Annotated in this window: 9 protein-coding genes; 3 read left to right on the top strand and 6 right to left on the bottom strand. The window is 59.3% G+C overall.

Going from position 1 to position 26421, the window contains the following annotated elements:
* Position 1: 1 nt before the first annotated feature.
* The 6 genes from F2P45_RS18750 to F2P45_RS18725 all read right to left on the bottom strand — a co-directional run bounded on the left by F2P45_RS18750 (position 2) and on the right by F2P45_RS18725 (position 23383).
* Entirely contained in the window at positions 2-10375 is a 10374-nt protein-coding gene (locus F2P45_RS18750; protein ID WP_166878400.1) for a Tc toxin subunit A-related protein, read from the bottom strand.
* A gap of 108 nt (positions 10376-10483) precedes the next feature.
* The gene (locus F2P45_RS18745) at positions 10484-17764 is read right to left on the bottom strand and encodes a SpvB/TcaC N-terminal domain-containing protein (RefSeq protein ID WP_166878397.1); all 7281 of its coding nucleotides are present in this window, start codon (positions 17762-17764) and stop codon (positions 10484-10486) included.
* 692 nt (positions 17765-18456) lie between these two features.
* The gene (locus F2P45_RS18740; RefSeq protein ID WP_166878394.1) at positions 18457-19491 is read right to left on the bottom strand and encodes a UBA domain-containing protein; all 1035 of its coding nucleotides are present in this window, start codon (positions 19489-19491) and stop codon (positions 18457-18459) included.
* Positions 19475-20356 (bottom strand): hypothetical protein, encoded by an 882-nt coding sequence (locus F2P45_RS18735; RefSeq protein ID WP_166878391.1) that lies wholly within the window; start codon positions 20354-20356, stop codon positions 19475-19477. Before F2P45_RS18735 ends, F2P45_RS18740 begins: the two co-directional genes overlap by 17 nt.
* A gap of 33 nt (positions 20357-20389) precedes the next feature.
* Complete coding sequence (locus F2P45_RS18730; protein WP_166878389.1) at positions 20390-21211, bottom strand: hypothetical protein; 822 nt, start codon at positions 21209-21211, stop codon at positions 20390-20392.
* 1215 nt (positions 21212-22426) lie between these two features.
* A complete protein-coding gene (locus F2P45_RS18725; protein ID WP_166878387.1) occupies positions 22427-23383 on the bottom strand; it encodes an MYG1 family protein in 957 nt (318 codons plus the stop codon).
* A gap of 333 nt (positions 23384-23716) precedes the next feature.
* Between F2P45_RS18725 and F2P45_RS18720 the strand changes: the two genes are divergently transcribed.
* The 3 genes from F2P45_RS18720 to F2P45_RS18710 all read left to right on the top strand — a co-directional run bounded on the left by F2P45_RS18720 (position 23717) and on the right by F2P45_RS18710 (position 26260).
* Positions 23717-25357 (top strand): hypothetical protein, encoded by a 1641-nt coding sequence (locus F2P45_RS18720; protein ID WP_166878385.1) that lies wholly within the window; start codon positions 23717-23719, stop codon positions 25355-25357.
* A gap of 19 nt (positions 25358-25376) precedes the next feature.
* Positions 25377-25877, top strand: coding sequence for a hypothetical protein (locus F2P45_RS18715; RefSeq protein WP_166878383.1), 501 nt, complete (start codon positions 25377-25379; stop codon positions 25875-25877).
* A gap of 191 nt (positions 25878-26068) precedes the next feature.
* Positions 26069-26260 carry a hypothetical protein gene (locus tag F2P45_RS18710; protein WP_166878381.1) on the top strand — a complete coding sequence of 64 codons (192 nt, stop codon included), beginning with the start codon at positions 26069-26071 and terminating at the stop codon, positions 26258-26260.
* The last annotated feature ends 161 nt before the right edge of the window (positions 26261-26421 follow it).

The following is a 26421-nucleotide window of genomic DNA, read 5'->3' as shown; positions in this document are numbered from 1 at the left end:
ATCACGCTTCCGAAAAATTCAGCAATACCAGCACATCGCTCAAAGCATATGTGTGTTGCTTGTCCGCATATAGCAGCACCCCAGCGTCTTTGAAAAAGGCCGCACCGAGGCTCCTTTCTTCAGGCGTGCCGCCAGGGCCGCCCATCAAGGTAGACAACTGCAACGCACCGCTGCCGCCCCCAAGCTCGATGCGCGTTTGCGCTCCGCTCCCGACCTGCCAGTCGAGCGCGGGCGCTTGCTGGGCTTGAGGACTGCGCAGAACGGCGAACATGACGCCATTCGGCGCAATTTTCTTGGCGCCTGTCACCACGGTGGTCAACCCCGACAGGAATTGCTGATCGAGCGCCACCTTAGCTTGCCCAGTAGAACGCAAGACGGCAAACACGTCCGGCAGTTCATTGCGAAGGCTTACCATCGACCAGACGCCTTTATGGCTGGCGGCCTGCTTCATTTTCTTCAGTTCCTTGGCCAAGGAACTTGACACCGTGTCGCGCCGTTCGGCACCTCCATCGCGGGACGTGTAGCGAATGTGGAGTACGGCATCCGAAATGCCCGCGTAGTCGAACATGCGCAGCGCAACGTCAGGCAACTGCAGGCGCCATTCGCTGATCGCACCGGCGCCCTCGAAAGGCAGATAGCGCTCGTCCCTGAAATTGAGCTCGAACATGCCACTGTCGTTCTGGCCGCTGCTGGTCGCAATCGATGTCACTTGTACCGGATCGAAAACGCTCTCTTCCGGCTTGCTGTCCGACTTGGGCTTGTAAAGGCTGCGCAACAGGGTCAGCTGGCATGACACCGAGGTATATGGTCCCGCGATACATGGCAGTGAAAGCGATACTGACTTGATGCGCCGGCGATAGTGGCCCGGGAAGTCCAGATCGAACAAGGGCTCGTTGAGTGTAAACGAGCAGCCTCCAGTGGCGCGCAGTTGCAGCAACTGGAGGGGATCGATTGCCGCCAGTGAAACATGTTTGGTAATTTCAAATTCCCGTACGTTGCGCTCCATATACCCCACTTCCATGCGCTTGAGATCATGCATTAGCCCATTCCCCGACAGCAGTCCTTTGCGCATTCCGTCCCAGTAGCCTGCGTTGATGTAGCGTGCCTGCACAGGGCTGCCATCGGGGGCCGGCAGCTCATGTTCCATGCAGCGTTCCGCTTTCATGGCTAGGTCGACCGCAAGCTGATAGGTCTTGTAATAGGTTGCTGTGACCTGACGCACCATCCACTCATACAGCTTGGCATTCGAGAACTTGTTACGGATAAACTCGTCACTTGCTTGCAAGTGCTCGATCTGCAGTTCATGGTTTTGCAGTTCTGCTTGAACAATCTCGATCCGAATTTCCGCCGCTTTAAGCTGCTGTTCGAGCTGCTCGAGTTCGCGCCCGGCCAATTCTTTTTGCAAGCCCCATTCCTGGTCGCGCCGCTCATGGCCAGCCCGGACCGACGTAACGCCGGCCTGAGTCTGCGTATAGTCTGCGACCATCGACAACGCCGTGCTGAGATAGCCCACCGCGCTGGCCCAGTTCGTGCCACCTGTCATGGTGGTCATCACAGGCGTGCCGCCGAAGCCCGCTGTGCCCAGTTCGAATTGCGGGACCACACAGAATGCGCTGCCGGCCAGTTGCAATGCCTGTCCAGCCAGCCGCACTCCCATCGATGTCTCGGTTAGCTTGAGGGAATCTTTTTCCCGCGATGACAAACCTTCGTTCATCTTGGTCTCGTACCAGTTCTTGCGATACGTGGCAGTTTCGATGGTCTTCTTGATCCCCTCGAGCTGGCGCCCAGCCTCCTTGACCTGATCGCGCCGCATTCCCAGTGCCGCGCGTGCATAAGTGATATCCAGCCGGGAACGCAGCTGCATCAGCTCGTCGCCTTCTTTGCGCTCGATGGCGGACATCAGTTCGCTGCCGAGCGCCTTGACCTCATGGGCGAACTCGGTCGCCTTCTGGTGCATGAAGCTGAACCGGTAGTGCGGAAGCGGCGCACCGAGGTCGGCCAGGATCTGGTCGATCGACAGTCCGGCTGCGGTCGCACGCACCAGCAAGGCGGGGTCGATCGGTGGCGCGTACAGACTGAGCTTGCGCTTGATCCCCTCGATATCCTGGCAGTGGCGAATTTTGAACAGCCGGTCTTCGACCCGATCCCACAGTTCCACCAGCTTGTCGTTCTGCGGCACGCAGAAATGATCGCTGTACAAATTGAATTGATAATTTTCCGGGGCCGTGCCATCTTGCACCGCAGGCGGCATGATGGCTTCGGCGAGCTTGTCGAGCGCCCGATCCGGCCGCCGGATACCGGCTTCCATTTGCTCGTAGAACTGCGGCACCTTTTGCGCGGCCTTCACGTCCGAGCGCGGTCGCGGTCCCAGCAGCCTTGCCGCAAGCACATATAACTGGGCGGCCCGGAACACCGGCTCCATCTGGAAACGGCGGAATTCGGAGTCGCCCCACTGCAGCAGCGTGTCCACATAGCGCATGACCACGGTTTTCTGGAACGCGACCCAGCGGTGCCTAGCCACCTGGTGCGGGACGAAAGGACGGTTGCGCCACTCGATGATCGATTCGGCGAACTGTTCCATGACCGAGCGCAGCGCTACAGAATCTGCGGAATCGGACGGCTCTGACTCCAGCGACTCCAGCCATTCTCCGGGATTGGTCAGGAACTGGATGCGCTGCCACTCATAATCTTCCTGCTCATGCTCGAAAAATGGCTTGGTGATCCAGTAGTTCGATACTTCCGGCTCTGCCCCAGCCACTTCCGAGCGTACACCGACCGGATTGAAAATATGATGGAACCAGTCGAGCGCTTCCTTGAACTTGGCTTCGCCGGCCAGCTTGACCGCGACATGGAATGGCATGTGGAAGAAAATCTCCCAGTTGTAGCCCGATGATGCATCCCAGCTCTCGAAGCCGGCGGCTTGCTCCCATCCATTGCGGGTGGGCGCGGCGATTCCCGCATCGGTGCGGCAAGCCTCGGTCAGCTTGAAGACCGGGTCGAGCGTAGGCACGCTGCTGGCAAGCTCGTATAGGCTGAGCAACTGCAGGGGCCTGTCGTACAGGCGGTCCATGCCGCCGCGATAAGCCTCTTTGACCAGTTCGCACGCGAGTGGATGCGCCAGCCGGCTGACTGCTTTGATCTGGATCGGGCCCGTCCGAAGGGCCTTGAGTGCATCCGTTTCCTGCTCCGGCGGAGTTCCCCGATCAAGTTCCTTGCGTCCAGTCGCTCCGGCAATCTTCAGGAGCACAGTCAGGACGTTCTTGCACGCGTCCTTGTTAAATAGCTCGCGCAGTTTCTCCAATGCAGCTTGATTGCCCGCGTGCGCGGCCCTGATATCGGTTCGCACCGAAGGCATTTCCAGTACTTCAAGCGCCTTGCCGATCGCTTTTGCAAGCTGCAGCGACATGCTGATTGGGTTGCTGCGTCTTGCGTCTCCGTCGAAGTCGAAGCGGTAAGAAAACATTGCGGAAACGGAGCGATCAGAGTAGGAAAATGGCAGGCCCGCACCGATGGACGTCGGGATGGAAGCCAGTTGATACGGCGACACAAACAGGCGCAGCACGGCGAACAGCAAATCGATCGGAGATGCCTGTTGCGGTACCTGAATGCTGAATCGCCCAGGCGTCTTGCTTAAGACGGTCGGCCGGTTGAATGCTTGCGGACCACTAAGGAGAACCAGAGCGTCCTCCGTCTTGTCGTCCGATTCTACATAACGATTGGCATCGAAGCGTGCTCGTGGAAAACTCGGATACCAGCTGCGCGCAGGAGCGGATTCCTGGGCCGCCTGAGGCGCCCCGCTGCAGGTGTCGAGCGAGAATACGCCGATGACGGTATCGCTCAAGATCCCCGTTCCGGTGCACTCCGAAACGAGAATCTCCGCGTGCGGAAGCTCATGCACCGCCAGCCGAATCCTCGCAGGCGGATTCTTGGTCCGCAATTCTACCACTGCCACTTGCGGCCAACGCAAGGCACTCGACGTCACCTTGCGCGGCATCCATTGAGACTGCGAATATTCACTGACCGCGAGCTTGATCTGCCAGGTCGACTCCGGCTGCACATTGTCCCACTCGGCCGGCGTCTCCGGAAGCTTTTCGACCAGCTTTTTCTGCCCCTGCTCGATGAATACAGGCCAGGCAAGGTGCATGCGCCCGTTGCGCATGTACAGCAGCAGGTGATCCCCCTCGATATCGAGGTCGATCCTTTCCCATGGGGTCCAGCGCCGTTCGCCGACCCAAGTGCGGTAAAAATAGGCATGCGGCTCGCCCGTCGTGCGACCCACCACATGCATGACCGGATCGCGATCGTCGAACTGGTAGTATGTGGCACAGATATCGAGCTTGGCAACATCATTGAGCTTATGCAAATATTGAATGACGGCCCGTTCGATGTTCGGCTGTTCCAGTACATTCTGATTCAGCGCATTTTCAAACTCGACATAGAACTCCGACTTGTCGTCGCGCAGCTCCGGCTCAATCCAGTTTTCCGGGAACAGGAAAACCTTGCGGTTCGCCTCCCACACCCTGTATTCCTTCATCCAGCTCCACGGCGCCCAGTCCTCGCGCTCGCCTTTCGGAATCGTCACCTTTGGTTCAAGGCCCATCAGGCAGCGCTGGACGAACATCTGCACCGTGCCGTGCGCCTGCACCAGCCGGCTCGACGGCATGCAGGCCCCCATTTTCGGATCGACCAGCAAATACTCAAAGACGTCGTCGCCGTCGGTGAATTTGCCAGTACCGACGAGATAGGCCAGCAAGGCATCGCGCTTGCGCTCGCGGATACTGCCTTGCGCGTTCGTAATTGCCTTGATCCACGCGTCAAGCCTGAAGCGCTTTTTCAGGATCTTGCGGATCATCATCGCGTCCTGGAGATCGCTTTCCGGATCGAGTTTCGCCGCTGCGGCGCCGCAGCGCCCCGAATCCGTCGCCTGCGCCGCTTGGGCGACCGAAAGACCGACACGGCGCAGGCTCTCGATGGCAGGGCCGAGCCGGTCCAGCCAGCGCGACCAGGGCGCAACGGCGCCCTTCCCTAGCGCCCCCAGTGCCCGCTCCAGCAATCCCTGTACCAGGTCGGCAGGAAATGCGGTCAGCCGCGACAGCGACTCGATCAATGGCGCCATCGGTGCCGTGCGCTTGGCAGCAGCAGTCGCATCAAGTTCCATGGCGCGCTCGAACACAGTACACACCGATACCGGTTCGGTCGAATGCCTCGCCGACGTTACCGCTGGGTATTGACGGGCAACGCGGGTGGCCGCTGCCAAATGCCGCCACCGTTCCAGTGCGCCAGTGTTAGCCCAGACCAGCTGCGGCTGGATTACCGGCGCGCTCGCGCCAATGTCATCCAGGTCCATCCACCCGAGCATGCCTGCGCGGGTGGCGCCGTCAGCATCCTTGTGGCTCATCCAGCGCACCATCTCGTCGTCCAGGCGCATTGTCTCCACGAACTTTGCAACCTTGCCCACGCAGCGCACCGCATCGGCTGCAAGCTTAAGCTCTGGGCTGTCCGGAAAACCGGGACCGGGCTGCCCGTTGGGCGCCGGCCACCCGGACCCGCTCATATCGACGTGCATGAACAGCGTGGCCACGGTTCGCGTCGTTCCCGATGCATCGGTTTGACGCAAGCTGTCCATCAAGGCTGCCGCGCGCGAGGATGCTATATCGCAGGCCTCCGCCAGTGCTGAAATGAGCGCGGTGCGCCGGAGCTCGAGATTGCGTTTGTGAAGAAAGGGCGTGGCGAAGCCTGTGGCAAACAGGATTCCACTTCGCTCCAGCTCCTTTTTCAACGCTGCCGCCTGTGCGTCGTCCAGGGCCTCGGGCGATTCGGCGCGAACGCTCGCCGCTAAGCGCAGCGATGCCGTCAGGTAGCATAAGAACGCATTTTTGAGCGCTTCCGGCACCTGGTACGCCGCATCCTCCATCGCCCAGCGCAACAAATCCGGAATCCCGCCCTGTTCCGAAAAAATCTCGTCGACCAGGCCCTGGACCTGCGCCGCGCGCTGCGTGCTGTCCCATGCCCGCTGGTCTGGCGTGAACCGCCCCTCAAGCAGCTCGCCGGCCTTGTCGCCAGTGGCGCGTATTTGCTCGCGCTTGGGCAGTGCTTTGCCCAGCAAGCGGTCGCGCTCTATGCTCGCCGCAAGTGCTGTCAACGGAGCGAAAACAATGTCGCCGAACCTGGTGCCAGCGCCCCGCAACTGCTTGGCATCCTCGTCCGTCAGCGCCATCGGAATTGAGCGCGCGGCGACACCGACCGTAGCCAGACAGCGGAAAATCTTGTCGTCCTTGACGATGGCGGCATCGATCGCCGCTTCCGGCGCTCCCGATATGCGGTTGAATAAATGAAAGCGCAGCAATGGCGGCGTCAGTCCGTCCATGCCGCGGATCTCGCTGTCCAGCGCGAGCGCATCGATCAAGTCCAACGGCGAATCGATCATCGAACGGCCCTTGGACAGGTCGAAATAGAGCTCGGCAAGCGCCCCCAGTTCGTCCCAGCGGATTGACAATGTCTCGCGAAGGAGCGCCAGCGCGTACAGATGCGACATCTGCGCCACGGTCACCTTGTCCGCCTGCCCGGTGCGCGTGAGCCAGGCGTCGATCAAATGGTCCAGCTCAGCGCGGTTCAACCCGAGGCAAGTTGCAAGTGCGGCACGGTTCGCCGGGTCTTTGTCCATCGTGCACCAGGTAACGCGGCCATGCGGTATGTCGCGAAACAGTGTGAGGATTGCGCCATCGTATTCGGGGTCGAGTCCGCTGCGCCGAGGATCCAGGTAGACCTTGCGATAGCCTGAATTGGCATCGTCCTTTGCCAGAGCGCCAGTAAGGTCGCTAAACAGCGCAAGGACGGCATCGACACCCTCAAAGGGCGCCGTGGCCAGTTGCGCGATGCCGGCCAGTTGGGCCAGGAAAGCATGATCGAGCTTGTCATCACCGATGCGTGCGGCGCACAAGGCGCGGTCGAGCTGTTCCACCGACCAGCCCAAGTGACGGCGCAAACGCGCAAATCGTACCAGGACATCGCCGGTGGAATCGTCGGTGACCGCCTGTTCATCACCGTCCCACCGTACCTCGATCTGCCTTGTATCGCATGGATCGGACTGGCCGCACCGATCGTCCTGAACCTCCAGGCTCATACCCCGGTTGCCGCCGAAAGTAACGCTCTCGCACAGTGCGTCAAGTTGCGCGAATTGCAGGTCGAAACGCGGCAGCAGGTCCGACGCGGAGCGCACCGGCAGCATGTCCCCCGGTGCCAGGCCGAAGAATTGCTCGCTGCGGCGCCCGTTTGCTTCGACGATCGCGCGCGCGGTCGCCATCTCCAGCTTCAGCGCATCGGCAGCCCATTGCAGGTCGCGCGTCTCGGCCAGGTCCACCGCGATGCGCAAGCCCCCTCGAGACGAGTCGACCAGCTTCAGGTAGGCATGCAGCAGCGTTTCGCCGAGGGAGAATGGTAAGGCGTAGCCATACGCGTTGCCCCCGAGCTCGGTATACACCTTTGGGTTGGTGTGTTCTGGTTCGGCCGCCAGTTCCTCGGCCGACAAGGTGGTTTGTCGCAAGCGCTGCACGTACCAATGGCATGGTTCTCCCCGCTGTTCCTTGAATCGCAGCACCGCGCCCGCATCGCGCAAGATCAGCACTGCCGGGCAGGCAGGCTCTCCGGTGAGCTGGTCGTCGACGGCGGTGAAGCGCGCCTCCAGCGATATCGGCGCCATAGCCAGGATTTCCGCAAGCGCAACGCCTTCGATATCGCGCAGGCGCAGGCCAGCCTTGATCTTGTCGCGCTGTATGATCCGCCCCTGGGTTAGGACACGGTCCTCCAGCAGCTCGCACAGCAGGTCCACATACGGGAGCTCCGTCATGGCATTCGCTTCGGTAAAGTCAATGTGCACGAGGTCCGGACGGCGTTCGAGCAGGACCTCAAGCGCCGTAGTGAGCTGGCGCGGCGAGTGCGGGCATTGGCCCGGCACGGGGTACGGTTCGATGGCGCGATGGCGCAGGAATTCGAGGATATCGACCAGATAGGCGCCGGGACCGATGATCGATTCACTCGGCTTGCATTCGCACGCGTCTTGCGAGCCGAATAGTGTGCGCCAGTCGGGAACGATAGCGTCCCGGGTTGTTGCGGCGGCGGGACTACGAAAAACCGCCAGGTCTTGTGCGGACCTGAACGCGGCCATGTGGCCGACCACCTGCACCTGGAACTCCTTGCGCGCGCGGGCGCGGTTGAAAATCTGGCTTGCCTGGGCATCCGCATTCGGGAGATTCGCCTTCGTCAGAATATTGCTCAGCCGTCCACGGCCGAACGCGACTACCTGGCTGGCGCTCTGCAAGCCGGCGCCCAGCATCGTTATCGCGCTCCCCCCCTCCAAAGCCAGTGGCTTGAGCGCTTCGAAGGCGCGCAGATCCGAATGAAGCCAGCGCCTGGCACTGGAGGAAAATATTTCATCTTCATCTATTTTTCCTATGACGGTGTCGATGCTGGAGATGTCAAAGGATCCGAGCGCGGCCAGCTCCTTGGCGAACGTTTCGGCCACAACTGCGGTTGTCGTACCGCCAACGTCGAGCGACTCGCTCATGTGGCGCCTGATCCAGTCCCCGAAGTAAGACGCCGCTGGCGCATGATCGACCGCCAAGGAGCGCAGGCGAGGCACAATCAGTGCGGGCGCGACACTGGCGTCGCCTGAAAATAATTTGGTCGCCAAATAATCCAGCTTGCTGTCGGGCACAAGGGCCACCATATGGAAGACGGTCGCAGTGTCGGCGCTGGCAAGACCTGGATTGGCGCCTGGCCCAATGTCTGCGAGGGCGGCACGCACAGCTTGAGCTTGCTCGTTTGAATCGGACCTGGAAGAGTCAGGCGCCCAGAACGTTTCCGAGGCCCTGCTTACTGCCTGGGGCAAGCCCCCCGCCTTGTCCGACAGCAGTGCATCGAGCATCGCAGCAATCAGGCGCTTCTGCTTGCTTTTGGCCTGTGGGTCGCTGCCGCCATCAGCCAGGAACCAGGCAGTACGCTGTGCAAAAAACTGTTCAAAAAATGCCTTGCTGGCAGCCTCGGCAGCACTGCCTTTGGCCGAAAAAAAACGATGCAGCCAAACTACATCCGCGGGCCAGAGACCAATTGCAAGTTTTTCCTCCTGTGTTATCGATAGTCTGTTGGAGGCCGCTTTCTCATCCATTCTTACGGTCCGAAAATAGAGGTCGGATTCCGGGGTCGATATGTCACTTATTCCATCTTCGGTGACCTCAAACACGCCGGAATCGGCCTCATTGGAACTGTCAGTACTGACTAACAGGAAAAAGTATTCGATCAATGCGCGTTTGATTTTTTCAGAATCAGGATCGTCGTTCGATCCGCTGAAGGCGGCTGGTAATTCAATATCGCGGCCCACGCGCAGGCCGGAGGATGCGATATGGGCCAGCCGTAGTGCCCATGAATATGCCTTATAGCGACGAAGGGTATCTTCCTTGTTTTCGCCTAGAGCGGCACTTGCGATCTCCGCTGCAGATCTGACGCTTGCCGCATGTTGAGAAAGGAGCGCATCGAAGTCAGCCACCCTTCTATCATTTGCATATAGCATGCCCACCTCACCTTGCAAGACAAGCCGATCGGCTGGCGTAGGAACGATGAGGGCGTCATTGTCGACCCTGATCGAATTTACTGGCAGGAGATACTCCGTGAGCGAAGCAGGCCCAGGTGGCATTAATTTGAATGAATCGGTGAACTGGAAAAGTCTTAGTGGAGCTGTAGATATTCGCAGGAAAATATTCAGAACCGAAATTTCCCTCGCAATAAAAAGGTAGGCTTCCCGGTTGGCGCCGGCGAAAACGCTGCAAAGCGCTTGGGCTGGGGCGTCGGGGTCTGGAAACGGCGTCGGAAGCGCCTCGATGAAGGCACCCACGATCTCTACCTGATTCGATGTGACCTTGACGACGCGGAATACCGCGTTGAGTTTGGGCGAAAAACTCTCCCCGCCCGGGCTCTTCTTACTGACCAATGAGCGCAGCTTGATGATGAGCGCGACTGCCGCATCGGTGTTGTCGGCGGCCATGCCGAAGAGTTGACAAAACCAGGCGAGCGCGCGCAGCGTCGACCAGCCGGCAATGCCATCGATGCTTTCGTCAGGCAGTATGCGAAAACTGGAGTCGGCCAAGGCCTGTAATCGGCCACGCGAGCCTACCGGCGGTTTCAGTATATTGAGCGCATGATCGAGAACGGTTCGTTCATTGGCATTGAAGTCCGCGCTGGCGGCACGCGCCCGGTCACACACATGACGCAGTACCGCTAGCTCGACGCCATCGGCGGTCAAACAAAACGCAGTCAGAAGCAAGAAGGCGTCCTGAAGCTCGCGAATTTGTTCAGGCGTCATGTTGGAAACCGTTTGCGTCATTGCTTTTCTCCAAAGGTAGTGTGCAGATATACGATGCGACCGATTGCAGGTACATCATCTTAAATTCGGATGACTTGGAGGCATTCGGACTGGCAAAAGTTGAATCCGTCAAAACAGATACGGCATCGAATTGACTTTCATGTCGTAAGGTTTTTTTGTCCAGCTGTTGTACTGATAGTGGATCTGAATTTTTTCTCCATTTAACATGATATGAGTCCTCTCCATTTTCATGAACCCCAAGTCCAATGGATAGCGTGCATCTTTCGCCAGATCCAAAACATTTCCTTTCGAAGGATCGGCTAACACCTCTTTCCACGTTAACTGCTCATGAAGTCCGCGTGGTATGGAGGATTGCGTATCCTTAACCGTAGTGATATTCTCCGCCTCTATTATCGCGGACTTGAATTTTGGCAATTGTCGTATCCGCACACCTTTGACCACATCTCGCCCACCCTTGACGACATCTTCTGCAATTGCCAGGCCCCTTATCGCCACTGAACTCATTGCTGACCACGGCAAGCTAATCGCAAGTGCGGCAGCGAAATCAGTATTCGCGCCAAGTTTTATTGCGGACTCACGATCCATGCCGGCTTCTACGGCAACGTCAGCCACGATGCTCTCCAACAGAGTGGGTTGAATTTCCGCGGTGTACAGTTCTCGGAACGCTGTGCTTATCTGATCGGCTGAATACACAGCGACAGCACCAGCTGCAACCTTCGAGAGCGGTTCAGGCGGTACCAGCAACGTGCCGGCAAGGGCAAATCCGGCAACCCCTGTTGCTAGCATCAGCCCGATGTCAATGTAACGAGCCGCCGTTTTTTCAACGGCTGCCGGATCGCCCGTGGGCCGCGGAGAATTCTGACCAGTGGGATCATCTGCGGTACACAGCGGCTCAGTCACCTGCCCCGCCAACCCGCTTCCATCCACCATATGGGTCGGCCTGCCGCCGACATAGCGGTAAAGATTAAGCCCGTCGGTCGCCCCAGCCGGATCAGCAGCCGTCCATCTGCCCAGCCACGCCGCGTAGTAGCGCGCCGATCGGAAATCGAGCTTGGTTTCCTCGTCCCGCTCGGCCCCCGTGTAGCGATAGCGCTTGCGGCTGAACGTATCACTGCGCGGCTCGGACTTGAACGCCGTGCTGCCATAGGCGTGGTATTCCTCGTAGCTGATCACCCTGCCCCGCTCGTCCAGCTCCACACCTGACGACTGCAGCCGGTCGCTCAATTGGTAGCGCGCCATGCCCGCGCGGCGCAGGATCGCTTCGCCGTCGTCGAAGGTCCTCGTCTCGAAGCGCGCAATACAGCGCGCGCCGTCCATCACGGCGATCGTTTCGCGCTCATATTCGATGTCGCCGTCCGGCCCGCCACGACGCCGGTGGATCTCGAAGCCGCCGAAATAAATGGTCTCGTCGACGGTCATCCCATGCTGGTGCACCTTGCGCACCCGCTCGCCGCCAGCGCCGTACCTGAAAAACACCTCTCCCCCACCCTCCAAATCGGCCGCAACAAGTTGCTCTGCGTGATTCCATGCCATGCTTTTCAGGTGCGGCATTGAGACCATGTTCCCCGCAGCATCGTGAAGGTACTGGACTTCCTGGGATTGCGAGACGCGGGTTGCTAGCAGCCTGTTGCTGTCGCGGTCGTAGCTGTAGTGCCTGGTCCATCCCCCGCCCGCGCCGGCCTTGTGCGCCATTTCCTGCAGGTTACCGGCAGCGTCGTAGGTATAGCTCTCGGTGTACCGCTGCAAGGCCTGCATGTCGGTCGCGGCGGGACGCTGATCCTTTAAGGGATCGGCATGTTCATACGGCGCACCCGGGTGCTCGCGGCCGCTCGACTGCACGATCTGATACAGCGCGTCGAAGCTGTACTGCCCGCCGCCAGCGACGACCGCGCCGTTGAAAAATTCACTCCCTTCGCACCCGTCCTCGACCTCGGTTGTATTGCCTTCCGGGTCGTAGGTATAGCGCAGGTCTTGCAACAGGGTCGCACCAGCGCTACGCACCGAGCGGATTCGATGCAGGCGGAAGGTATCGGGTTCGTATTCGTAGGTCGTGACGACACCGTTGCCTGCCTCGCAGCGCTCGACCTGGCCCCTTGCATTGCGCTGCGCGGAACGTAGCATCGCCTCCGCCTCGGCCGTGCCAGGCTGCTGCAAATAAATCGACTCGACGTTCCCTGCGACGTCAAAGCTGGTCGTGATGCGCGAACGGTCCGGCGTCGTTTGCTCGACCTGGCGGCCAAGCGCGTCGTGGCGCTGCTGCGATTCTAGGAAGCCGCGCTGGAGCAAGGCTTGCGCTGCGCTGTCGGCCGCAGCCGAGTCTGTAATATCGGCAAGCCGTGCCCAGTCCGGCTCGCGCCAGTCTTCGCGTGCCAGGCTGCGGCGCAGCACTTCCACATTGCCATTGAGGTCGTAGCGGTCGCATTCGAGCAGGCCGGCGCCGTCATACACGGCAATCACCTGGCCGAGCTGGCGCGCGGTGCGCGCGGCCTTGCGGTCCTTGCGGTCTTCGCCGTAATACATGCGCGAAGCAAGCCGCCGGCGCGCCGCTACGACTGGTATTGCCTGGCGCGCATCGTCCGCTTGGAACAAATTGGTCAGCCAGTTCCCGGGCGGACGCTGCCCCGCCGGGGCCGGCCGGGCCGCCGCCATCTCCGATTCCGGCGTTTCAACATATACGTGTGTGGGCCGGCGCACCGCATCATACTGGCGTGTGGTTCGGTAGCCGCGCGCACTCCAGTTTTCCAATGGCTGTCCTGCACAGTCAGGAAACGAAAGCTGCGTTCCTGAATCCATGTGCATAGCCTGTAATGGGCGGTCGGCCATATCGTAACGAGACCGCGCGGCCTCCCGCCCCAATGGGTCCATCACGGACAGCGTACGCCCTTCGATGTCGAAGGCGCTTCTGGTCGTAACCAAGCCTTGCGCGCCGTTGTCGGCACTGTGCAGGAAGGTGCGCCCAAGCGTATCCAATTGCATGACTGCCGGGGTGGCGCGGTGTTTGAGCGCCAGTTCGCCGGCGCGGCGCAGCGGCTTGTACGCACTTTTGCGCGCGCGCTGGATCCACTCCGATTCCGCATCGGCGATGGTTGCATGACGCGCAATAGTGTCGTTGCGGTCCCAGACACGCACTTGCCACGGATCGAACTCGGTCCAGGCCCAGCTGCCGTCCGGATGCAGTACCCGCAGCGGCCGGCCCAGCGGGTCGTAATGCAACACGGGCGTGACGCCCCATTCAACCAATTCCTGCTCCGTCTCGAATTCCTCCCGGTCCGAAAAGAAGGGCTCGTATTGCTTGACCGGGTTGCCCTTGTTGTCATGAATCACGCGGCCGCTGCCTATCCAGCGCGTGTCAGAATCACGCATGGCCGGCCGGCCATCCAGATCCCGCACCAGCCGGCCATCGACCACATCCGGCACCGGCCCCGCCGCGGCCAGCATCTTCGTCATGATCTCGCGCCCGGAACCGTCGCTATACACCAGTTGTTCCTGCATCCGTGCAGCCCCGTGCTTCTCACGAATGGCGCTGCGCACGCGCGCCGGATGGGCACGCGCCCCGGTCATGCCCAGCCGGCCTGCCGCTTGCGACCACCGCAGCCATTCGTAGCGCATGCTGGTCGTGGGTGCGTCCAGGGTGTCGCCATCGCCATTGCGTCCCACGCGCGCGGTCTTTACAACCAGGCCGAGCGGATTGAATGCGTACTCCGTTGCGTCGCCATTCGGATCGACAATCCTGCTGGGGAGCATGGCGCCATAGTGGTACTGCGCGACCGTCTGCTTGCCGAGCGCATCGAGCACACTGCTCACATTCAGGCAGTACATATCGTGAGTGACACAGGTTTCATTGCCCCAGGGATCGGTCGAACCTGACGGCACATAGAATTTAGCAGCATCGTGCGTCAGTGTCGGGGACGGCGTCCAGTAGCTGGCCGATGGAATCCAGGCGTCGGCGCCAATGGCGCTGCCGCCTACATAGCCGCCCTCGGCGAACGGCAGGCCGCCGGCGCGGACAGCGCCATAAATGCCGCCGATGATGTCGGCGCTAAAAGCCAGGGCGTAGGCACAGTGCGGCAGCGCGCGCCGTCCTGCCTGGCCAAGTGGGAGGACCGAGCCCAGGTCGTCCGCGTAGTAGCGGGTAGCCTGCACCTTCAGGGTCCGCCGTTCGGCGCCCATTCCATTGGCTTTCTGTTCGTACGAAATCTCCGTGGCAGCGGCAAAGGCATCGGCGAGCTCGGTGCAGGAAAACAGCGCCCCGCCCGCCGGCGCACGCATGCCTGTCAATTCCGAGCTGCGTGTGGCGATCGGAACGCCTATGCGCCGCCACTTGGCCTGGTCTGCCCTATTGCTTACCCGGGCCTGCGTCACTGTGCACAGGAGCGCCAGCTGTTCCGGCTCCACCGCCGAGCGGCGCGGATAGGCCACCGCAGCCGACTCGAGCACGTTGCCGAATTCGTCGATCTTCAATGTCAATGCATGACTGACGCGCGGATCGGCCGGATTGCGTTCATAGACATAGCTGACCGACTCGGCAAGGTAGGACTGGAACACGGCGTGTTGCGCACTCCCCTTGGCTTGGATTAGCTGAACCGCATGACGCGATTCGGTAACACTGTATGGCAAAGCCTGTTTTTCGGAACAATCGAGCGAGTAGATCTCTTCGCGCAGTTTGGTTCCCCGTAAGGCGCGCGCGGCCTCGCGCTGCTCCGGAATCGAAAGAGAGGCCGGCATCAACGTATCTGGCAGCGGGCGGGCCTGCGCATCGCCATTGAAGTACTCGCGTGCCAGGCGCAACTCGAGCACATCGCACTCAAGCCAGGCGCCCGTGTGGAACCAGGTACGCGTTTCAACCGCAGGCTGGCCGGGTGCGCCGCTTGTTCCCTCGCAGGCGGCAGCCTCGGTGTCGTTCAGGCTGAACACTTCCGCGTCGCGCTGGTCGACCCTGGCGAAACCCCGGAACTCGCGTTCGTGGCCATCGTAATAACCATGGTGGTAGACATAGCTGCGCGTGAGCCTGGTCTGCGCAATGTGGTCGATGTGCTCGGTTCGCCTGACGCATTGCACCGGAAATGGGAGCCGCGTCAGCCATGGCATGCCGGTCAGCTTGTCCTTAAGGTAGAAATATGTCGAGGGGGCATACTCGATACGGGTCTCGCCTCCGTAGTTGTTGACAATCCGATTCAACAGGTGCGGCTTTCCGTCCGGCATAAGGTCGAGATAGCCCACTGGCGCAGAATTGCCGCCTGTGTGGAAAGCAGACCAGACCAGGCACGCGGTGCCGCGCCCAAACAAGTCCATCACATCGACCGATGTGGTGGCGTCGAGCTTCGGGAATCCTTCCAGCATGACCGGGGCGGCGAAGCGATTGCCCGCCTGGTTCGCGTACATGCGCACGCCCGATGAGGTGATGTACAGAAGGTCGATTGTTCCGGACCCATCGACATCGCCCAGCCGCAGGCGGCGCGCGTCGAATCCGTCGGCGGTGTCGCACGGCGCGAATCCCCCCATGGTCACTTTCGGCCCGAACCGTCCGCGTCCAAGGCCCGGCCAATAGACCACGCTGGCGTGCCTGACGCGTACCAGGTCCGCCAGGCCATCTCCGGTCATATCGGCAAGGAAGATGCCGTTGCCGGCATCGTTGAACAGCACGTTCGGTCCGCGTTCTTCGTCGGCGGGCAGGCGCACGCATTGCGCCGGGTGAAATCCCAGAGGCCCGCGCGATCGGTACCAGAGCAGACGGTCAGCCTGCGCAAGCAACACATCTGCCAGGCCGTCGCAATCGAGATCGACCATGCGCAAGTTGGGATCGCTCCAGTTGATGTGCAACGCATTGGGCATGGGCCGGAACTGGTCCCAGCCCCCGGCCTCGGTACGGGCGAACGCGCCGGCGCCGGGCGGGCTGAACTTCACCATGTCCAGGCGACCGTCGCCGTCTAGATCGGTGAGCTGACGCTGGTCCAGCGATGAGGGCACCGGCAAGCTGCGCTGCGGCATGGGGCCGCTCATGGTAACCTGGTCGCCGGCGGCCATTCCAGGCGTAGTGCGTCCCGACAGATTAGCCTTGTAGTACCAGCCGCTATCGCCCGCCCATAGCATGCCGGGCAGGCCCTCGCCATCGAGATCGACCCAGCGCGCAGCCGCGCCGGAGGGACCGGAGGGCATTCCTTCCAGCGCGGCTGCGGGAAAACGTTTGAAAGCGTGGCCAAGCGCCCCTGCTGAATAGCTGAACTCGAGTGGCGGCAGCGCGTTCTCATCCTGGCTCAAGTCTGCGGCGGCATCTGCGATGCTGCCCGTCAGGCTGACGCTGGCCAGACGCGTCAGCGCTGGCGATTGATCGTATGCGAACGCCAGCGTCCTGACCGGCACCCAGCCGGCACCAAGTGTGGCGAAGCGGTGCAACATGACGACTTCATGGCACAAGCGGTAGGTACGCAACTCGAAACCTGGCTTGCAGGTACTGAAAGGGTCTTGGCGCACCGGCCAGGGAAGATCCTCCGTTTCACCGTAGCGCAAGACGGCACGGAACAGAAAATCGTGCTTCTCGGGGTTGGTCAGGGGCACGAAATGCGAGCCCATGGACGTATCGAGCGCAGTCGCATTCGAATAGCTCACCGACCTCAGGTAGCGCTGCGCGTTGGCCAAGAAGCGCTGTTGTCCATCCGCTGCTGGAACGAAACGCGACAGTTCACTGATGGCGCCGGCATCAATTCGGCTCGCGTCTTCTGCAACAAAGCCGTAATGGACGACATTCCCTAGGTCATCGCGCGTCTCTTCAAGCAGCCAGGAAAATACGTGCAGGGGATTGGTAGGATCTTCGATTCTGGCCAATCCGGTCCAGCCATAGATACTGGTTATGTTGTCGCGTGTGGTTACTCGCCAATGCGTAGCGGCGTCCGCTGTACGGGTCCACCGTTCTATCCGAGCGAACAAGCCCTCGACACGGGGCCGATAGCGTTTGACCCGGAATCCGTCGACGTCGATCTCGTCCGGAGCGTCGGCGCCCGAACTGTCGCGCCGCTGCGCCGGAACGAGGTCTTCTGCGCCGACAAGGATAAACACGTCGCTTTCTTCCGCGTCATCGTAGCTCGGGAGTCCGCGATCGGTCTTGCGTGTGATTGCCGCCGTTGTGAGCTGCCATCCAATCCCAAAAACGCTGTTGCCCGTTCCTGTGTCGTAGCGTAGTTCAAGCGCGGGCGTAAGGCCGCTGCGCCCCGGCGTCAACGGCAAGGGAATCGACAGGGAGGCTGCTCCTGTTGCGGCATTGGTGTTGAATTTCTCGCCTACGGAGCGCAGTGCTCCCCCGCCTGTGGGCGCTTGAATGGAAGGTGTCACCGGTGCGTTGCTGGACGGGAACGCTTTTGCTATCGAGGATGGTGTTTTTTTTGGGGTGGCCACGTCGGGGCCGTTCTTGCTAGCGGTTCTGACCTCCTGGGAAGCTGGCTCCACTGTGCCCTCTCTAAGCCGTTTGCGGCCTTAAGAATTACCAAGATTAATCAACGCGCTATGAGAAAAAGTCTATCTCCTAGCGCGGATCGGACTGCCGGGAAAGATAATCAACATCTTATGTATCTCCGAAGAAAATACTTTCAAATCTGGAGTATTTTCGCGGGGCAGGTTCCTCATACTCTTGTGAAAGCGGTCCGCCGATCAATGTTAACGAATTATCGCCCTGACCACTGAACGGTCGCCAAGCGACGGTTTCTTTCTCCCGTCAATGTCCTGGAGGAATTGCAAAATAGTGATTTTTGATTACCACTGGAATCCTTATAGTACGAGAAATTCATATTATTTTCGCCACAAGAAATTTTTGATTTATCTAATTTGCGTCTTTGCAACAATTTATAAGTTGACATTTTTTTCTTTGCTTTGGACTTGTTCTCCGGCTCTACGATTCGCAAGCTTACCAAGAACTAGACTAGTCCCCGGCCGAGCCGCCAGCACGATCCGTCACTTTGGAAAAGTTTGCGCATTTCTACGCAGGACCGCGCGTGCACGGGCATGTGTTGGATCCGCTATGTAACATCGGCACACTTCCTCCGAAGGAAGGCGAGCTATTTGGGTTTGCCGACAGTAGACCTACCAATACACTATCCTACTCTGCGGTCAAGCGTACCGTTATAAAAGGTAGCAAGTACCTGCACCGCTTCCCTGGGGGGAAGGTTTTGCAGCAGAACGCACAGGATGTCAAGGGTAGTACCCTCCAGCCAGATCCTGCGCAGCCATCCCGCTATCACCAGCAGCGATAAGAAGTTCCCCCCCAAAATGAATGAGACAGATTTGATGTCGTTTTGGTAAAGAAACGCGAAATACAAGGTGACGAGGAAAGTGCCGACCAAAATCCCGATGGCAAGCGTTTTGCTAAGTCGGTTTGATTTCTGAATGTGGTCAAACCTGTCAAGAAGCGTCGCAGAATGTCGTGGATCAATAGGTGGTGGTTCACCTTGGTGCGGGGCAGAATGCTGGTTGTTTGCCGTGAGGAAAGCTGAAATCGCATCAGAAATTGATTTAGTAGGTTTCATGGGTCTCCGTGCATGGTTGATGAGGGCAATGGTTACGGCTTCCGACGCTGACAGATAACTGTGCTGCCCTATGTACAGCAGCCTGAACACCGACTGGAAATACACTAACCAGGAGATTGGATCCACATTGCGTGGTAGGAAACGAATTAGGCAATCACGGCGGGTAGAGACTAATTCCTCGGCCAGTTCATTCGGTTCACATGCAAAAATATCGAACACGCCAGAAAAGCCGACAGGCACCGTGTTGAGCATCTGTCGTTGATCAATTAGCTTTCCGTTCATTTCGAATGCGCCCTGCGACGTGTGTGACATCAGAATGACAATCGGTCGATCGGGGTTGTCGAATGCTGCACGCAAGGCGCCGCAGTCAGTCTGCTCAACGAAGTCAATACCCAGCCGCATGGCCAAGTGCGACAGCATCCGCAGATTGTCGACGAACTGCACTTGATATTGAGGCCAGCCACCAAGAAAATTGGTCGCGTATCCGCGCCCGTCGAGCGCTCGGGAGGCATTGAATCCTTCACGGGTGGTGGGTAGACCTACCAGAAAAGTGCAATTCCCTGGCATGGTTAATTGAACAACCCGCTCATCCGTGGCGGCCATAGGGGCGTCCTGTCTCGGAGTTCTCTTCCACAAACCGGTTTCCATCCATCTGGTCCAGGATCTCCACCTTGAAATCGTCCCTGTGCATTTTAGGATTGGCTTTCTTCATCTGCACCATCACCTGGCTGACCACCTCGGCTGCACTAGCATGGCTAGCCAGCCAATCCGGACGGAGAGTGACCATGATCTGTTCCAGTTGCTGCTGCATGCGCCTTGTTCGTACCATGAAACGCAGGGCGATTTTTTTTGATGTGACATTTATCTCAACTATGAATTCGACCACCACCCGGTACCACTTTTTGTTTCCGGGACCCGTCATCCGTTCAGCCGTAGTGACTTTGGTGACCTTGTGGATACCGCTACTGGGAAGAAAGAACTCCTGAGGCAATGCGATGTCAATGGTGGCTTGGTCGCTGGGAGGGACGCGAATGACCAGCTTGGGTTTCGCATCCAGATGCGCCCACTGCATATTCATGGTCGCTTGCATGCCGGCTGCTTTCTTCGGCGAGAACCCCGCCAGCGAGACATAGACACTTTTTGCACCGGCCGTGGTGGTGGCATGGTCGATGGCCTCGGCAAGTTCGTGAATCTGGGCGCCCCGATAAATAGGCTCACCGGTTCCGTTGAGGACCGTATAGGTTATTTCCTGCTTCGAGTCGTCCTTAAAAATGGCAATGGAATGCACGTGGCGGTTGGAGCGGTTATTGCGGTCGAGCTGCGCATTAAAAGCGATCATGTCATCCGGATTGATAAAATGCAGCCGGCCCGCGGGTTCCTTTGCACTGAACACCCTAATACATTGGTCCGTCGCCAACGTCGGCGTCGCCAGGCCAAAGGCGAAAAGCACGAACGCCAGACGCGTCAAGCCAATGCATGCCGTTCCGAGGAAGCACACGGCCTAACCCTTGCGGAGTTTCATAGCACAGTACGGCGCCCGGATTTCGCCAGTTGGATCTCCTCCCGTTACTCCAAACATCGGAATGAATGCTTTACGCGCTTTCATATAGTTTGCAAGCAGCGCTTTACCGGCCTGGCCGTTGCCCTTGGCGAGCCTGGCCTGCGCTTTGAATGCATATATCGTGATCATGTTCTTCAATGATTGCACTGAAAAGTAGGTGTGGCTCTCTGCCTCGTCCCATGTGCGCGATGCCACAGCCATATTGAACTGCCCTTGCAATGCCAGCACTTCATCGATCAATTTTTGATCGCTGCCCTCTTCATACAGTTTCCGTAAATAGAGATGATGGCCCCATAGCAGCATCTGCTCGCGGTTCATACCGTCCTGGATTTGCTTGGTGCGCATCGTGTCGCGATTGCTCGCATTTAAGGTTTGATTGTCACTATTTTTCTGTGGCGTGAGCTCCTCGACCACCGCCTGTAACTGAGCGCGGCTGAGCGTTTTGTTTTTTGCCGTGTTGACCAGGCCAGTCAGGAGCACCAAGTCAGCCTTGAATTCAGTCGCAGTTGCCTTCATGAGCCCCGCGACGCCCCCCGGATAGCCGATGCCATAGGATTGCACGCAGGCCCGCTCCGTCGTCACGACGTTGTATTCCTTTTTGGATAATTTTTTGTCCGGGAGAATTAACGGTTTGTCGGCCTGCTTTAACAAAGCGATGCGCGTTGACTTGCACAGTTCCGATCGTGCAGGGGGTTCTTCCGAACGCGCATATACGCTGGAAATAACTAACAAGATTGCCAACGATACTTTGGCGCCTTTCATAGGATCTCCGAGAGCGATGAACTTGAAGCTGAGTAAATGTCAGATCGATAAGAAAGAATACAGCTGATTGATATCTTTCGGCCAACGAAGGCATAATATATTTACGCCGTTGGTTTTTTGATACACCTTGGTACGGCAGCGGGGCGAATCCTTCTGCCCGCACCACCCAGGTCCCCTCGGCCTGAAAACCCGGAGCAGGGCGCGCCGGCCGTAGTGGACAGCAATGTGGTACCGCTCTACGTGCCTGTTTTCCCTCTGAACCAGGTGTAAAGTGACACATTTACCCGCACAGCTAATTCCACAGCTCGCACTGCCTGTAGCTGCGCCGCCCGGAGCGGGTCACGGACGCTCCCAATTCACCGCCCAGCGCGTCAGCTGCCTGCTTAGTCGCGGCGATGTTCCGCAGATGGTGGGGACAGGCAACGACCACTGAACTGAACCCGAATACCGCACTATCCGTTATGTGGTGTGAACGCCGGTCAGAATCCGCTTCAATTTGACTGCGTTTGACGATCGTGGCGATTTAGACAAGGTTTATGGTTCGCCTTTTCGTTAGAATTTGTTCTGGGAAAGGCGGTGCGGTGGTGGCCACGTCCCGGCCCGGCACGCCGATTGATGGTCCCTCCCTACCTGCCGTTCATCTTGCAGACGCTGAAGAAGTTCCAAACGTTGACGGCCAGTCGGCTGCACGCGCAGGTTAAGGACGCATTTGTTACCCCGCGTCCGGGGCGGGTGACCCTGCTCTGGCCGACATGGCTTTCGAATCGGACTGTTGCGTTTCGGCGTATTTTTCGTTGCAAGGTGTTGCGTTTGCTGCGCGTCATTATGCACAAATGGCAGGCTTCTTGAAATGCAGGTACCTCGTTGCGCAAATCATGAGTCTTTTCTAGCAAAATGAAGCGCATCGGGCACCCGCGACTACATAGTTTGGGAGAGACGGTAGTTTACAACGTGTTGCGTTTCCTTGATCCAGTCGGCGTTGTATCTTTCGTTTTCTCAAGCCGGCACAATCCCCGCCGAGTTCAACGATTCAGCGCGTTCGCGATGGCGAGTTTTACACGAGCATGGAAAGAATTGCCAAGGCATCTAGCAGTGCTCGTGTTTTCTTGCAAGCGCGCGTTGTCGTTTCAAAGAAGTCTTGGTGGAAGCCATGGTGAAGTTTTTGCCACCTGGTGTTTCAACGTCGCGATAGCGGTCCACCTACGGGGGCAATAACTAAACGTCGCGCGGCTGCTTAAGCGCTTCAAGCGCCAAGGACGCCATGCGGCGTATACCCTCATACGACTTGGCCGACGCAATGAACCGGCCATTGTGGCAGAAACCGGCATCTTCAACCCCGGTCACCGCGGCCAGCTGCGCGTCACGCAAGCCGGCCCATGCCTCCGGCAAATCCGCGCGCGCCTTGAAGCTGTCGGGGCTGACCGGAATTGCGTGGATCATGTAGCGCTGCTCGGCAATATTGTGACTGATGACGAACAGCAGCTTCGGCATTTCCTCGCGCACCACTTGCCCCCATGGCACTGCGCCATTTTGCAGGAACAGTACCGTGCCCTCCTCCAGTACTTCCGCCTGCCTCACCTGCTCCACCGCGAGCAAAACGCCGACGCGGTATTTCACGGCATTGGTCATGATGTCGGTGAGCAGGTCCATGGCGCGGGTAAATTGACTGAGCCTGTAGGCATCATCGGCGTCGCCGTAGCCCAGCCTTTGTTCGTCGAGCCAGTTCGGATTAAACCCGGACACCACCGCCGACAGGCCATAGCCGCCCGGCGCATTCTTGGCCGCACCCACGTCGGACAGGTCCAGGTACTGCACGACATCGGCGTCGATTGAATCTGCCATCTCGGCCGCCTTGTCATCCGACAAGCGATGGCCCGTATGCGCCGCCGCCAGCGTGATCACGCAGCGTGCCCCATATTCCTTCCACACCAGTCCCGCGCTTGCGTAGGGCACGCCCGTCTGGCGCGCGCCGCTGAAACCCTTTTGGTGATGGTCGAAGCGCCCCGTGGCGGCGTCCCAAATACCGCCGACATCGACGGCAAAGTCAGCCGCCTCGACCCGTGCCGCATCGCGCGTGCGTACAACCTCCGCCTGCGGAAACAATATCTTCAGCACTGCAACAGCCCATGCGTCGTCGGCGTGAAACTTGCCGCTGTGAGTCACTATTACCATAAAGAATCCAATCTCTTGTTCGCGGTGCGTTATTGCTCCCTGGCGGAATGATACCGGGTTCCATTAATCGCATCGCCGAATCGCCCTCCACGTCAAACGCAAGCGCCGGCCTCGCTTTGCGCAATGCAGTTTGCATAATCGGACCACAAAATATTTGAAAGCTCGTATTCATCAACCAATTCCACCTATGAAATAGCCGCGGGTGTACGCCACAGAAACGTTTTGGGCGGAACGGCGTAGCGAAGTTCGTAACGACATACCAGCTTTTTCCAAAGTTGAGCGGCCATTGCCGTCGGCCGCATTCGATACCAACAGAAAAATGGGAGCACTGAAATGGACACTCAATATATTCGCAATGCAATGCAGAGGATGACGGGCGCCGTGGTCGGAGCGCTGCTGTGTTCAACGTTGGCGCTGGCGCCGGCGCACGCGGGCGTGCTTACCGGTATGTTGGTACTCGACGGAAATACTGCCGATCCATCGGGCGCCGCCCCGCCCGACGACTGGGAGAGCTTCCCGGCAAACCAGGCCAACACGGTGCGCGCAACCGGCATCGTGGCCGACACCGTCCCGGCGGTGTTCAGGAACGGTTCCAAAGACACGCTCGACATCGGCACATGGCGCTACGACCTGGGTTCATCGCCGCCAAAAACCGACATGAAAAACGGCTACGCGGCAGCCTATTCCAACGCCGGTGACCTGATCATTAACTTTGGCGCCGACCGCGATTCGTTTTCCGGCACGGCCAGCCTGGGATTCTGGTTTTTCAAAAATCCCGTGGTGCGCAATGACGCCACAGGCACCTTCATCAACCCGGTGACCGGGCAGCCTGCCACCCACGCGGACGGCGATGTACTGGTCGCCTTCGAGTACAGCAACGGCGGCGCTGTCACCACTGTGCGCATCTTCAAGTGGCAGGCGGGCGCGCTGGCAGACCAGGGGTCGATCGGCGTCGGGCCGACCAGTGTAGCCGGGGTCTATTGCGACCCCGCCGATCGCGTCTGCGGCGCCACCAACAATACCACCCTGAACATTCCATGGGCGGGCACCGTGCAGCCGGGTCAATTCTTCGAAGGCGGGATCAACATCACCAAATTGCTGCCCGGCTCCGATTCCTGCTTTTCAACCTTCATGGCAACCAGCCGTTCGTCGGCCGAACCCAACGCGTCCATCAAGAACTTCATCATTGCCAGCTTCCCGGTATGCCGTCTCGAAGTGACGACTGTGTGCGAAGGCTCGGTCTTCCAGGCGGCGACCAATACCGTCCTCAATACGCTGAAGGGCCGCATCACCAACGAAGGCGGCGGCACGGTCACCAGCGTTTCGGTTTCCAGCAAACCGGCATTTATTGCTGGCACGGTTGGCTTCTTCACTTGCGACGCGGGCGGCTCGCCCACCACGACGCCGCAATCGCCTGCGTCGCTCGCCGCCGGCGGCGCCATCTGCTTCCGGGGCCAGTATTCGTCGAACACGCTGACGACACTTGGCACCGTCACGGCTGCCGCATCAACCGGCTCCGGTAGCATCACCGATACCGATAGTGCGACCTGCACGACCACTCCGCCCGGCGGGCTGGCGGTAACGAAGGTATGCGACGTCGACCTGGTGGCACAGAACAACCAGCTGGTGGTAAAGATCAACTACAGCGGTTCGGTGACGAACACGGGGGCTTACGGACTGACCGACGTCAAGGTCTGCGAATCGGCCGAGGTTGCTCCCGGTGTGGATCCATGCAGCGTGGCTGGGCACACCGAAATTGCCATCGGAAATCTCGATGCCGGCGCTGTCAAGGCCTACAGCAGCAGCTACTTCCCGAACCAGGCATTAAATGGCCAGGGATTGTCGACGCTGGGAAATCCGGAAGCGGCAATCTTCAAGGACAAGGTGAGCGCCAAGGGCACCCGCCCTGTGATTGTGGGCGGTGGCGTGTTGCAGTCGCCGGCGACCGAGGCCGCTTGTCCGCTGTGCAAGTAAGCTGACGCAGGGAGCAGACATGGACTGGGCATCCTGGCGCAGCGGCGCCGCCATCGCCGCGCTGGCTGGTGCAACGATGGCGGTGACGGCGTGGCTTGCCGCACCGAGCGACCAGCCCGATGCGCCATTGCCCGCGTCTCATGCCAGCCAGGGAGCCGCGCCGACGCCGTCCTTTGACGTCGGCAGCGCGGCGGCCGAACCCGGCGACCCGAGCGGCCGCTGGGTAGGTGCGATGGATCTCGGCGGCGGAAGACAGGCGCAGTTTCGTTTCGACCTGAACAGCGCCAACGGGCTGCTCACCGGCACGGCCAGCGTACCGATCGGCGAGGCCAGCATCGTGAACGGCCGCATCCGGGACCAGCACCTGTCATTCGATACCCAGTACCGGCTGCCGTCAACGGGCCAGGTCGTACTCACCCGCTTTTCGGGCGAAGTGCACGGGGACACGATTACATTGGACATCAACAGCGAGGGTGCACTGTCCCGCTTGCTGGTCCAGCGCGCCACGCCCTCACCATAGGGACGCGCCCCTTGTCACACGCCGGTCGCCCTTGTCGGCCATCAATCGCATTGGCAACTCGATCTATTCCGACGAGAAAATTCGCAGCAGAAGCGAGGGAAAAGTATCAATTTGCTTCTATTTATCGCTTCGATTTCCATGTCGGAACTGGGACTCAATCCTGAGAAAAATAGGCAGGATTGGAGGAATGCATGAGTTTGAAACCGAAGAGCATTTGGAAGGCGCATTTTCTATTCCATTTTGTCTTTTTCCTTTTGGCACTGATCGGGCTGTGGAAGACGCATACTCTGTGGGGATTTGTCTTGCTCGCCGCTTCGGTAGGAATGACGGCAATATTAGCCTGGTTCGTTGATAAATCAGAGGCGGACAAAAGAGACGACTGATTCAACGTCATTGCGACGAGAAGTAAGCAGTACGCGACGAGCGAGCATGCCACCTCTGTCCAATCCACCGAACTTTGGGGCACCTCGAATTACCGTCTGGTCGGCGTGCGCACCGGCGGCCGCTCATACTTGGCGGCGCCGATCTGCTCAGTCTTGCGGCG

Origin of the sequence: Massilia mucilaginosa (genome assembly GCF_011682145.1) — a bacterium.
In the GTDB taxonomy this organism is placed as follows: Bacteria; Pseudomonadota; Gammaproteobacteria; order Burkholderiales; family Burkholderiaceae_D; genus Telluria_A; species Telluria_A mucilaginosa.
This window is presented reverse-complemented; position numbering and strand designations above follow the sequence as displayed.